Raw genomic sequence first — 12,206 nt, 5'->3', positions numbered from 1 at the left:
CTTCAAGTTTGAATTCTCGGGTGTATTCTCGGCGTTTGGTAGTCATACTATGTTCCTTCTTTGAGTTAGTATAACCCCTTATAGGCTGTCCAATTTTATTATGCCACTACACAGCAATACTTGGTATAGTTTTAATTTTAATGACCTTCGTACTTCCCGTAGCTATGCTACGCAAAGTCTCCAAAATGACTGACAATGACGTACCCATTGACGCCTTTGATAAGGTTGACCAACGTATCTTACAATTTGATGTCACCCGAGAAGACGGTAAAATAAAAGTAGACTACCATGGCATCAACGAGCTACCTTATCAAGACATTCATGCTAGTGTTAAAAGCGTCAACATCGTCAGCGCAGGGGGGATGAGTAGAACCTATTTTTTACAGCTCAACTGGCTAGATAATAAACGCAACATCGTCAATCAGCTGGTCTCCTCATTTCCAGCGACATCCGACGCCTATGCCCGAGCGCAGTGGCAGTTTATCCGTAATTATATGGAAAAAGACGCAGATAGCCTACCGCCTATTATTCCCTTTGATCCGCCAAAAACAACAAAAGAGCATAAAATATATCTCTATACCGACAGTATTTTACCCAGCTATGGTGTTACCCAAAACTTTAAAGTATGGCCGTGGTACATACCACTGCTGATACTACAAGCCTACGTCAAACTTGGTGGCGGCTGGTTACAATCTAAAGGCCGCAACATCATTAGCGAGCCACAATATCAACATTTGAAATATCCAAGAGATAAGCCTAATCCATATCTAGATCCCAACATAGATCCATACCGCACCAAAGTGATAAATAACCAAAGTCAGCGATTTTTATGGCGCTGGCGTATTATTTGGATATTACATACGCTGTTTATACTTAGTATTATTGGGTTGTTTTATGCGCTATTTTTAGGCTATTTAGATGATTATTAATAGGTATAGATTTGTTTGAAAAACCTTATCCTGCAACATACGTCACCGAATATCTGATATTAAAAATATTAGATTTTACAGCTGATTCAGACTTGCCATATTCTAAACAGACTCATGTATGTTATTTATAGAATAAAAAGGAATCATAATGCGTTTAAATAAAAAGTTAATAAAATACATAGTAATTCCAAATATGCTATTTGCTATAAGTAGCCTATTAGGATGTATGCATACAAATTCTTCAAACAAGATTTTTTTGAATAATCAAACAAGTTTTACGCTTTATACTTCAAAGTTTGAGACCGAAGATAGTGATACTGAGATTACCTTAGAAGAGATGGAATCGGAAAAACGTATAGTTTTAGATGTAAATGAAAAAGATCTTTATTATGTTAGTAACTACGCCCTTTTAGCGGATTTTCCCGTCGATATTGATATTGGATGGCATGTTACTGATATGAACATTGACGGAAAACCTGCATACAAAGGTCAGGGAAGAACCTTCAGTATTTCAGAAAAAGGTTTTTGCAGCTACGAAATTGACATTTATGACACTCATACGGAAGTTAGGGGAATAGAAGGGGAGTCATGCGATAAAAAGATAATTCTTAATAAGGGTCTTTAAATAATAAAAATGGACAACTACATTATAAGACCGCAAGAGATTTACCTACTAGAGCGCTATAGTTCACCTGCTTACTTTAAAGAGATGCGTGATGCCTTTGCAACTATGCTAGAAGCCGCTGAATACGCGCTTGAGCTATTCGTCAATGATTTACCCTTTGATTATCGTACGCGTCCTATTAACAGACAACCTGATATCGTCTGGGGCGAGCGCGTATTACCGAACTTACGTGATACTTTAGATAGTCTTAATATTGGCTATCAAGAGCTGTTAAATGGCGATTTAATAGCAATAAGATATGGTGGTAATGTTGAGAGTGATTTTCGCGCTATCAGTATGGATTATGATACCGACTGGATGCCAGAGCAGCAACAATTGGATTATGAGAAGTGGCGCCAAGAGGCGAGTTTGCGTGCTTTTAATATGGAAATAACCAGTTATTTTGGTTGGTGTATTGGTGATTTAATGGAAGATTATAGTACTGAATCGCGAGGACCGCTTAACCCACCCGAATCGTGGCCTATTTATCGCCTCAATCCTCAATATAGCGTTGAATTAGATGAAGTTGTCCCTGTTGCAGGTATTTATGTACCTAGTAGAGCAGATGCCAGTGCTCAAGTGTTATTGGATGGCATGTTGGCAAATGAAGCCTATGTCGGTTATGACCCAGAAACCATGCAAGCGGTCGGTATGGCGCCTGTTACTTGGATGTTGGTTGAGCGTATCGCGGATAGTGGTGGTGATAGCCAGAATGTCGCGCCAAAACGGTTACGCTGCGAGTCGGGTAAGCCCTGTCCACAGACTGGTCACTGGTGGTCACCATCCAGTAAGGATGTTAAACACTTTGAAGCAGGTGACATCATGCCAAAGATGAAGCGACTTGAATGGAAAACCATTTGGTATTTTAATGAGACCAATCAGTTAAACGGTTAAGATAATTTACACCTTATCAATTAATAATAAAAGAGCTTTATATATGTTAAATCGTTCAGTTTCACAGGCTACATTTAGGGTATGGTTGTGGGTGTTTGTACTGTTTGCGCTAGGAGTTAGTCAGTCGCAACTCACTATTGCTGCTGATACTTCTTACACCGATAATACGTCTAAAAATGCAGAAGAACTCAGATTGGAGTATCTAGAAGAGCTTGCAAGGGAATACGATAAAATTTACAACTCTGAATTTGCTAGAAATCCTGATGATATTCCAATCAGTGAGTATGAAGGAGGGACTGACCGTTATTTTGGAGATTTAGTATTAAGAGGTGATGAGCTTATATTAGAAGTTTCAGGCGGTAAGCTACTTATTATTACCCGAAACGAGCATCAAGAGCAGCTCAGGCAGCAACTTATACAGTTTGTATCAGAGCATAGTGAAGTGTCAGTCAAAGTTGGTATACAAGGTCTGATAAACCCAAGAAGTAATCAGACAACAGACAGTTTAGATGAATTGGTTCTTGTGAATTACAACGGTTTAGAAGCCAATGCCACTCATAATCTTTTTAAGATGCTTAAGGCATTGAATGATGAGGAGTGAGGTTATAAACAGATAAAGCAACATTTGCAGGGTTCGATTTAAATTCAAGCTATACAGCAGGTAAGAATGATAATTACGTTATTAGTAAAGCCTATGGAGGTTCAGCTGTAACCGGTCTTGCTTCAACCTACCTATTAGGTTTTACAGTATTTACAGGTGTGGGCGTCTTTGTTCTAATTGCATTCATTGGTATCAATCTATTTATCGGCTACTGGAAAAAGACAGGTATGGAGAATTGGCTCAAACATGGTATATGGGGTACAGATAGCAATAATTGGTCACTTAAGCATACGCTTGAGCAGTTTGACCGCGCTGTGGTTGGCGAAGATATTGACCTTGGGGATGATTAATTATGATTGACACTAACGGTAGAGATCCCTTCGCTAGATTTAAATACTCGGAAATAGGTAAAAAAGTAGACGGCACTTTTGGCACAGTGTTAGGTGGTCGAGTTCAAGAAATCAAAGATTTTAAATGGTTAGATAAAAAGCAAGGTTACGAAGTACCGCTTTATCCGCAGCGCACTGTCGTGCAGTTTAACTCAACCTATATGGAGTTAACAGGACGTCAAGATAGAATACGTGGTGATATAACTGCTTGGGCGCTATTTTTCCTAGTTATAGCTAGCTATATTTTTTATACAATTATTCAAACTTTTGCTATAACTATTGACAAAGAACCACCAATATTCTTCAGCGTATTTTTGATGTGTTGTGGTTTTCTAATGTTACTTTTGCTCTTAATGTTAATTGCTCTACTCTCAACCGAGCTATTCACCTATACCTATCTACCCATACGCTTTAACCGTAAGACGCGCAAAGTCTATGTCCGCCAAGCTAATCGCAAAGTCGAGATCTTTGACTGGGACGAATTAAAGTTTTACATGGCAACTACTTATAAAGATGGTGGTGATGTTCGTGGTATCACCCTTGCTGACGATGGTATGACCATTACTGGTATGTTTAGTTTGCCCTTTGTCTACCTAAGTGCTAGTGATTATTTAATTTATCATTTTGAATTTGTCCGTTGCTATATGGAAGGCAATGACAAGCGGCTTGAAGAAGTAAAAAATGCTATTCGTTATATTCATCCTGTACATAAAAAAAGAGAAACCCCTTTAGTTTCTTTTAAACGCGCTTTTATATACTTACTCAATCCTTTTGACAATCTTGAATACCCCAAACAAGCCTTTGAACCAGATATTGGAACAGCCGCAATTCTGATTCCAGCATGGCTACGCTATCTAGGTCGTCTCTTATCTATCAACACCAGCATTACCCCCAAGTTCAGTTCTGAGATTGAAGCTGAATGTCAGATAGATCCCAATGATCCGCACGATCTAAACAAATATCTACCCGAAGGCAATATAGAAGACGCCAACCAACCTATTTGGAAAAAGCTAGTATATAGTATCTTGCTTGTTTTATTTGGTATCGTCATGTTATTCGTTTTTGCATTTTTTATTGATATGATAGGGGCAATTAAAGGCTACGACACAGGGCTAGCCTATAAGCTACTGCATTTGTTTCATTTAGTGTGATTAAATTTTTTACTATGCATATGATTGCTTAGAAAAATAAGAAGGCGGTAAATGCAATTACGCGACGATTTCGCTACACATATCAGTGAGCTTCACAATCCTATTGACCGTCCTTATACCGCTATCGTTTATGGCTGTAAATCTGGTTTTGTAATCCTCATGATATACCAGCTCATTCTTCAACACGCCCCATATTGCTCTGTACCGACAAGCTTGCCTTGATTGGCTTTGTTATGCCAGTTTGATAGCGTTTGCATGGCAATACCTAACTGCTTTGCAGTAGCTGAGATATTGCCATTATTATCTGCTATCTTCTTAACGGCTTCGGCTTTGAATTCGTTACTGTAGGTTCTTACTTTCTTAGTCATGATAAACTCCGATTAATACGCTTAGTTTACCAAGTTTAGGTGTACGGTTTCTTCAGCATAGCTCAATTACGACTTAGTAGCTCTTCATAGTCACGCCAAATCTCACAGGCACGAGCGAATGAGACGTTTGGATATACGCCAAGCGATATACGTTTATTTTTTGAGTGAGTAGGAGACAGGTATCGATAAACCCAAGACTTAGTGCCGTTAGGTCTGACCATGAGATACAGCATGGGATGGTTTTTGACAGAGACCAGATATTCCTTGTCATCGACTTTATGACTGCTGATGCTGCGGTCGGAGCTGATAGGTTTGCGTGCTTCCATAACTGACACCCCAATGTACATTTAAAAACCAGTGTACATAGTAGTGTACATCAGATGCATGGATTGGGATAGATAGAGCAGGACAGTATAGAACGCCAGATACAACAAAGCCCCTGAGATCAGGGGCTTTAGTTATTCTATAAGATAGTATAGAACTATATAATGGTACCCGGAGCCGGACTTGAACCGGCACGCTATTGCTAGCGAGGGATTTTAAATCCCTTGTGTCTACCAATTTCACCACCCGGGCAAAAATTGTTTTATCTTTAACATAAGCTAGCTGATAGACCGTCTAGTTACTAGATAAGTGCTCGCTATTATAAGCGGTTATGCTAATAATGCAAGCCAAAATTAACGTAAAGTTAATAAATAATTGGAGGCTGGAGTCGGAATCGAACCGGCGTTAACGGAGTTGCAGTCCGCTGCATGACCACTCTGCCATCCAGCCAATCAAGGTGGCCTATATTAGCAAAAATATAATAAATTACAAGTCATTTTTTTGATAAACGCTCGTTATTTATTAGATTAAGAGTATTTAAGCATTATTCATGTTTATTTGAACCATTTAATCAAGCATATGCGCGCCTCGACAAGCTATTGCTTAGCGAGGTGTGTATAAAAAATAATACAGTCTAAGCTGTTAAATAATGTCTTTATTATTACGTTGGGCTTTTTTGATGTCGCGATAGGTGGCGGTGCAAATCAATACCAGCACCCCCAAGGTAATCGCTGGCCAGACTAAAATATATAATCCGTAGATAAGCGTGCTATCCATGTTGTCTCCTTATAGTATTCATTGATAGGTAACACTTAGCAAGTGACTTGCTAGGTGTTACCAGATATCCGTCAGGGCTACTGTTATTTAGCTCTTTGTTATGGGTGCTACTTTGGGCTTTTTATCGTAGTCACCAACACGTTGTTTGATCAGATCAAAGTCGAAATGTTCATCACCCATGAGACTGACGACCACACAAACGATAGTACTGGCACCGTAAGCGGTCAGTGAAGCGAGTAGGATCATGTACTGGCGTAAGAACCCAGTCGCAAACATTAACATCAGCACCAAGGTAATAGCAGCCGCGCCCATGCCAATCTTACGACCTAAGAAACCAAATACCATCAGACCGATGACCACCGCGCCACCGACACTGGCTAAGATTTCAAAGAATAAGGCGGTGATGCCAACAATAGGTATCAACTCAAAACGCGCCACACAGAATAATAAAAGCCCGACAATAACTGCTGAGGTAAAGGCGACGTTGGTCACACGATTCCAGAATACACTGGCGATGACAGGGAAAACAATTGCACCCCATAAGGCACCAACAAATACCAGCATCACTAGAATATCAAGCTTGAAGCTGGCAAAGATGAGTCCCGCTGCCGTCGCGACAATCATCGTGCCACGACCGACGAGCATCATAGTTTTTGGCTTGATGCCACCTTTTTTGGCGATATTTTTGGCATAAACATCAGCCATCATGATGGTTGATAGCGCCGACAAATCCGAGTCAGCTGTAGAAGATAACGAACCAATGACCAAAATAAAGAATAAGGCAATAAAGACCGGATGCAGATACATACTGACCATTTGTGGAATCAAGTTGTTCATATTGCCATCAAGTGGTTCGATGCCAATGGTCAAAGCCATTAAGCCAATCATACCAAGCCCAATGACGATACCGGCATAACCGACTGTGGCGGTAACAAATGTCGCCTTAATTTTAGTTTTATCAATGGCAAATAAGCGCTGGGTAATGGTTTGATTACCGATAGCATAGGCCAATACTGCGACAAAATAGGGTGCACCTTGCTGAAAAAAGGCTTCAGAGGAAAAGAAATCCTGCTGCTCTAAGGTCAAGTTCGATAGTCCGCTGACCATCACTTCGGGACCACCCATGGAGAATAGTACCGCTGGAATAATGATGACACCAATCGCCATTAAAGCGACCAATTGGGCAAAATCAGTAAAGACTGAAGCACGAAACCCTGAGGTTAAGGTATAGCTCAATACCCCGACACCCGCGATAATTACCCCTGTTTGGAATGATAATGGTGACAATACTGACACCAATGCCCCAGCAGCGGTAAAGTTGACCATCAAGCTAATTAAGCTGCCCATAAGGTTGGATATGGCTAAAATTAATTGGCTTGATGAGCCGTGGCGGGCGTGGATAAGCTCACCTAAAGTGTGACCGTTGGGAGCAAGCTCACGAAAGCGCATCCCAAAAGGGTAGATGAACAAAATCATCAGCGCGCCCCAAAAGCCGTAATGTATCGGCCCTGATACGCCGTATTTATAGCCAGAGGTGGCAGCGGCATAAAAGGAAGCGGCCCAAATCCAGGTGGCGGTCATACTTGCCGCGCCCATACCGAAGCCAACACCGTGACCTGCAACCATAAAACCAGTGGTAGATTCTTTGTCTTTTTTGATTAATAAAGATAAGAGATAGGTACCGCCGTAAAACGCGACCAATAATAAAATAATGGTGAGCGCCGAAAATTGGAACAATGACTCAGTTTTCAAATTCATACCTCGCAATTGTTTTAAATGAGTAAAAGTTAAGCGGTATTGATTACCCCTTAACGGTTAGAAATAGATTTGTGCCTACTGCAGTAGGTGTTATGACAATAGAACTTATAAAGCACATTAATAGAGCGCATACGATTCGCGCATATCAATAGCGATGACACAAATTGTCATGACAAATTAATAATAAAGTGAGGTGCAGCTGCCTATGGTAGTGGGGGTTGTTGACCACACTAGTCATAAATAAAACAATAGCGGCAACTCTCAATATGCGTCTGTTAATGGCTTAGCCATTACGCTGTCAAGTATGCATACTCGATAGTAGCTGGATGCTAAAACAGACTCATATACCATGTCCGCTTAGCAAGATACAGATAAGCACGAGACCATAATATCTTGGCCTGAGCTAAATTTAGACAGCTTTATCAGCTGAAATAAGCAACGTTTTGGATAGCGTTTTATCCAATCATCGCATGTGACGCATTATCCGTGTTCATCATCTCAAATAAAGTTATTCGTTATAATCAACGAAAATTACTTACTATTGATAAATAAAACTACAGCCATGTTAAATGTATGTAACATGTTCGTGCACTAAGAGTAACCTATTATTTACGTAATCTCAAATTTATCCATAGATAGACATGCATTAGCCATCACTAAACGCTCATGCTCATAGAGGGAGAGAGAGGGCAAACAACTGATTTTAATGGAATATATAAGATAGGGTCGTGCTAAGGAAGAGATGAAATTAATAGGATGAAGTTTGTTGAATTGGGAGGATAGAGAACCGCCATGTTTTAAAAACCAGAGTAATAAGTCACTCTATTATCACGTAAAAATCCTGCCAACCCCAAGCCATAGCGCTCTGCGACACACACGGCAGTGCTAGTGGGTGCAGACATACCGACCAACCAAGGTATTTGGCTACGAATGGATTTTTGTACCAGCTCGATCGATAGGCGCGAGGTCATCACTACACAGTCGACATCTACTTTGTGTCGTAGTTGCCAGCCAATGAGCTTGTCGAGGGCATTGTGACGGCCGACATCTTCAAAGAGATGTAAGTGTTGCCCTTGCATGGTTGCCGCCGCATGGACAGCGCCTGTTAGTTGATGGGTATGTTGGGTCGCATCTACTTGTGCGCGTATTTGCAATAGGTAGTCAAAACTTGGCATCGCAGCTTTGTTTCTAACACTATTTTCGGGTTGATTTTGACTTTTATCATGAAATCCACTTGCCAAATTAGTTTCTAAGTCACTCTTTAAGTCTCTTTCTAAGTCTCTTTGAAAATGCTCTTGTGAATGGTTATTTGATTTATAGCCACTTAGGTCAGGCAACGCTTGGGTCAAACCTGTGATACCGCACATACCGCACCCTGTACGCCCTGCCAGCTGCCGCCGTTGGGCTTGGATGCGCTGATGACTGCGCTGATTTAAGGTCAATTCCACCACATAAATATCGTAATCCTGCAGCTGTGCTAAGGTTTGCTCAAAGGAACCAGCCGTATCATTTTCATCCATTGAGTCTTGAGTAAATCTTTGATAGCTTGCCATATCTGTCAGCTGGGTCACTTCCCAGTCTAATAAGTCATGGCTGTGTTGAATCAAACCTTCGCTGAACAAAAAGCCTATCGCTAGATATTCTAGCTGATAAGGGCTTGCCATCAATACTGCATAATGAATGCCGTTAATGATAATAGAAATCGCTGCTTCTACGACCAAATTTGCTGATTGATCTTCAATATACGCTTGCTGGCTACCACCTGATTCTGTAGGTGCATAGTAATATTTTTGTACCAAATGCGCGCGCGATAGTGGTGTCACAGTAGATTCTGCCGTCGCTTCAGACATATCGATGGCTGAAGCTTGAGTGTTTAATTTAGTCATTATAAGTGCTGACAGTCTTTTATCATTGTTGACATAACTCACCTTTCATCTTGCAAACTATCTTAAGCAGAAGCTGCCAACTCGCCTGCATTGACGCGCTCTAAGGCCACGGTAACAGACTTGTAGGCAGGGATATGAGAGTCTGGCGCATGCGTGTCCAAATCAAACAAGTCATTACATTCAGGATAGTAGGTAGCCACAGCGTTGGCGGCGATATCCATGTCGGTAAGTATCAAAGGTCCCAATGTGCGTTGCTCACCATGGCTGTCTTGACGCGACACCACAACATGATCGCCTTTTTGCCAACCCAATCGTGTCATTTCATCAGGATGCATAAACAAAACGTCGCGGCGATTGGTCTGACGATAACGGTCTTGATAACCAAATATCATGGTGTTAAATTGATCATGGCTCCGTACACTAGTCAACTGCCAGATCTTCTGCTCCGAGTGTTGACTGTCATCAGTATTTTGCGCATTTTGGGCATCAATTTTAGAGGTGGACGTTTTCTCTGCCATTTGGCTTGCGACATGAGTAATCGGGTATTTTGGTACTTCAAACTGCGCTTTGCCGCTATCGGTGTTCCACACGCGATGACGAGCCGCATGATATAAATGAAAGCCGCGCTCAGCCTCACGGATACGCACGTTGAAGTTCTCAAAGCCATCGATAGCTTGGGCGATATAATCACGAATCAAATCGAAGTCTTCTGCCATCGCTTGCCAAGGAATGGCTGAGTCAGAGCCAAACATCTGGGTTGCAATATCGGCGACTATCTGTGCTTCAGATTTTAGCGTATCGCTGATGGGCTTGAGGCTACCTTGAGTGGGTACTATCTGACACATTGAATCTTCAATTGTGGCAAACTGCTCACCTTTAGCCGTGATTAAGTGTTCGGTACGACCGACACAAGGTAGAATGAGGTTATTTTCACCCGGATACAGCATGGTTTCGTTTAGCTTGGTGCCAACAAAGACGTTAAGCTTATTTTTGGTCAATGCTCGTTGGATGTTATTTGAGTCAGGCGCTGCAACCGAGTAGTTGCCACCCATACTAAAGAAAGCCTTAATATCACCTTGTATCATCGCTTTTGCCCCTGCAACGACATCAAGACCGTTGTCTTGTGGCATTGGGTGCTCGAACACACGTTCTAGGCTATCAAGTAAGCTTTGCTTGGGACGCTCATGAATACCCATGGTGCGATCGCCTTGCACATTGGAGTGACCCCGCACAGGTGACGCACCCGCACCGTCAATACCTATCATACCCATCAACAGTAGCAAATTGGTAATCATAGCGACATTGTCATCGCCCTGCACATGCTGGGTTATGCCCATACCCCAAGTGCAAATAGTCGCTGGACTGGCGGCCACCAGCTTAGCAAGATTAATAATTTCTGCTTGAGAAATACCGCAACCAAGCTGAATATCTGCCCATGATTGTTCGGTCAACCACTGTTTCAATGGCTCAAAACCAGAGGTATGGGTTGTAATAAAGTCAGTATTAATTTTATCATTCTCAATCAGCCATTTAGCCAAACCCGTCAGTAGAGCCGCATCACCACCGATTTGAATTTGAACGACCTCATCGACCATGTCATCACTCTGTCCTGCCGCCATATGAGTTGGTTTTTGCGGGTTTCTAAACTTACTTAAGCCTTGTTCACACATAGGATTTATCGAGATGATTCGACATCCTTGCTCGTGAGAGTGGGCAAGCATCTCAAGCATACGGGGATGGTTGGTTGCCGGGTTTTGTCCAAACATCAATATCAATTTGGCTAGCTCAAAATCCCCTAGTTTCACCGTCGCTTTACCGATGCCTAATTGCTTGCCAAGCATGACCGAGGTTGGTTCGTGACACATGTTAGAGCAGTCTGGTAGGTTGTTAGTACCAAAACAGCGGACGAATAACTGAAACATAAAGGCAGGCTCGTTAGTGACGCGACCTGAGGTATAGAACAGTGCTTCGTCAGGTGAATTAAGCTGTTCCAACTGCTCAGCGACATGCTCATAAGCGGCTTGCCAAGAGATGGGTAGATAATGATCTTGCGTGGCATCGTAGTATAGCGGTTCGGATAATCGACCGATATGTTCTAACTCATACCCTGACCAACCTTGTAGCTCTGTGACCGAGTGCTTGGCAAAAAACTGTGCATCTGCACGGGTAGACATGGTTTCACTTGCCAGCACCTTGATGCCTGTCTCACAGACATCTAGCGCTTTGTGTGACTTGTGATCTGGCCATGCGCAGCCTGGACAATCAAAGCCACCCTTGGGTTGATTGCTGTTTAATACACTCAAGCTACCACGCAAAAAAGCCTTATAATCCATGAGTTTGCGAGTAGAGGCAATCAGAGCAGGCCAACCAGCAGCAGGATGAGTATAAACAGGGATTTTGCGCATGGCAGACCTCATAGATAAATAGCGATAAGAATAATAAGTAGGTTTTGATATAGGTATTGA

11 protein-coding genes, 2 tRNA genes and 1 pseudogene are annotated in these 12,206 nt (G+C 41.9%); 6 read left to right on the top strand and 8 right to left on the bottom strand.

Annotated elements, in window-relative coordinates; all coding sequences use genetic code 11:
* Positions 1-185: 185 nt before the first annotated feature.
* The 6 genes from HQR03_RS12825 to HQR03_RS12800 all read left to right on the top strand — a co-directional run bounded on the left by HQR03_RS12825 (position 186) and on the right by HQR03_RS12800 (position 4,628).
* Entirely contained in the window at positions 186-929 is a 744-nt protein-coding gene (locus tag HQR03_RS12825) for a hypothetical protein (protein WP_173240403.1), read from the top strand.
* A gap of 148 nt (positions 930-1,077) precedes the next feature.
* Positions 1,078-1,554: a hypothetical protein gene (locus HQR03_RS12820; protein ID WP_173240402.1), complete on the top strand. Its 477-nt coding sequence runs from the start codon at positions 1,078-1,080 to the stop codon at positions 1,552-1,554.
* Between the two features lie 9 nt (positions 1,555-1,563).
* Entirely contained in the window at positions 1,564-2,487 is a 924-nt protein-coding gene (locus tag HQR03_RS12815) for a hypothetical protein (RefSeq protein ID WP_173240401.1), read from the top strand.
* A gap of 43 nt (positions 2,488-2,530) precedes the next feature.
* Positions 2,531-3,088 (top strand): hypothetical protein, encoded by a 558-nt coding sequence (locus HQR03_RS12810; RefSeq protein ID WP_173240400.1) that lies wholly within the window; start codon positions 2,531-2,533, stop codon positions 3,086-3,088.
* Between the two features lie 158 nt (positions 3,089-3,246).
* On the top strand, positions 3,247-3,438 hold the full coding sequence (locus HQR03_RS12805) for a hypothetical protein (protein ID WP_173240399.1): 192 nt from the start codon (positions 3,247-3,249) through the stop codon (positions 3,436-3,438).
* Between the two features lie 2 nt (positions 3,439-3,440).
* Positions 3,441-4,628, top strand: coding sequence for a DUF6708 domain-containing protein (locus HQR03_RS12800; protein WP_173240398.1), 1,188 nt, complete (start codon positions 3,441-3,443; stop codon positions 4,626-4,628).
* Between the two features lie 191 nt (positions 4,629-4,819).
* On the opposite strand, the pseudogene HQR03_RS12795 reads toward HQR03_RS12800, so the two are convergent.
* The 8 genes and pseudogenes from HQR03_RS12795 to HQR03_RS12765 all read right to left on the bottom strand — a co-directional run.
* Positions 4,820-4,996 (bottom strand): annotated as a pseudogene (locus HQR03_RS12795) (transposase); the annotation flags it as partial.
* A gap of 62 nt (positions 4,997-5,058) precedes the next feature.
* Complete coding sequence (locus HQR03_RS12790; protein WP_173240397.1) at positions 5,059-5,322, bottom strand: Arm DNA-binding domain-containing protein; 264 nt, start codon at positions 5,320-5,322, stop codon at positions 5,059-5,061.
* Positions 5,323-5,485: 163 nt separating this feature from the next.
* Positions 5,486-5,572: transfer RNA gene (locus HQR03_RS12785), tRNA-Leu, on the bottom strand.
* A 124-nt stretch (positions 5,573-5,696) separates the two neighbouring features.
* A tRNA-Cys gene (locus HQR03_RS12780) sits at positions 5,697-5,770 on the bottom strand.
* 192 nt (positions 5,771-5,962) lie between these two features.
* Positions 5,963-6,097 carry a putative transporter small subunit gene (locus tag HQR03_RS14130; RefSeq protein ID WP_217271599.1) on the bottom strand — a complete coding sequence of 45 codons (135 nt, stop codon included), beginning with the start codon at positions 6,095-6,097 and terminating at the stop codon, positions 5,963-5,965.
* Positions 6,098-6,184: 87 nt separating this feature from the next.
* Positions 6,185-7,834 carry a sodium:solute symporter family protein gene (locus tag HQR03_RS12775; RefSeq protein WP_198551926.1) on the bottom strand — a complete coding sequence of 550 codons (1,650 nt, stop codon included), beginning with the start codon at positions 7,832-7,834 and terminating at the stop codon, positions 6,185-6,187.
* Between the two features lie 818 nt (positions 7,835-8,652).
* Complete coding sequence (locus HQR03_RS12770; protein WP_244952036.1) at positions 8,653-9,741, bottom strand: formate dehydrogenase accessory sulfurtransferase FdhD; 1,089 nt, start codon at positions 9,739-9,741, stop codon at positions 8,653-8,655.
* A gap of 62 nt (positions 9,742-9,803) precedes the next feature.
* The gene (locus tag HQR03_RS12765) at positions 9,804-12,146 is read right to left on the bottom strand and encodes an FdhF/YdeP family oxidoreductase (protein ID WP_173240395.1); all 2,343 of its coding nucleotides are present in this window, start codon (positions 12,144-12,146) and stop codon (positions 9,804-9,806) included.
* Positions 12,147-12,206: the final 60 nt, after the last annotated feature.

The organism is Psychrobacter okhotskensis (genome assembly GCF_013248965.1).
GTDB classification, from domain to species: domain Bacteria; phylum Pseudomonadota; class Gammaproteobacteria; order Pseudomonadales; family Moraxellaceae; genus Psychrobacter; species Psychrobacter okhotskensis.
Note: the sequence above shows the minus strand (reverse complement) of the source record. Positions and strands in the feature narration are given on the sequence as shown.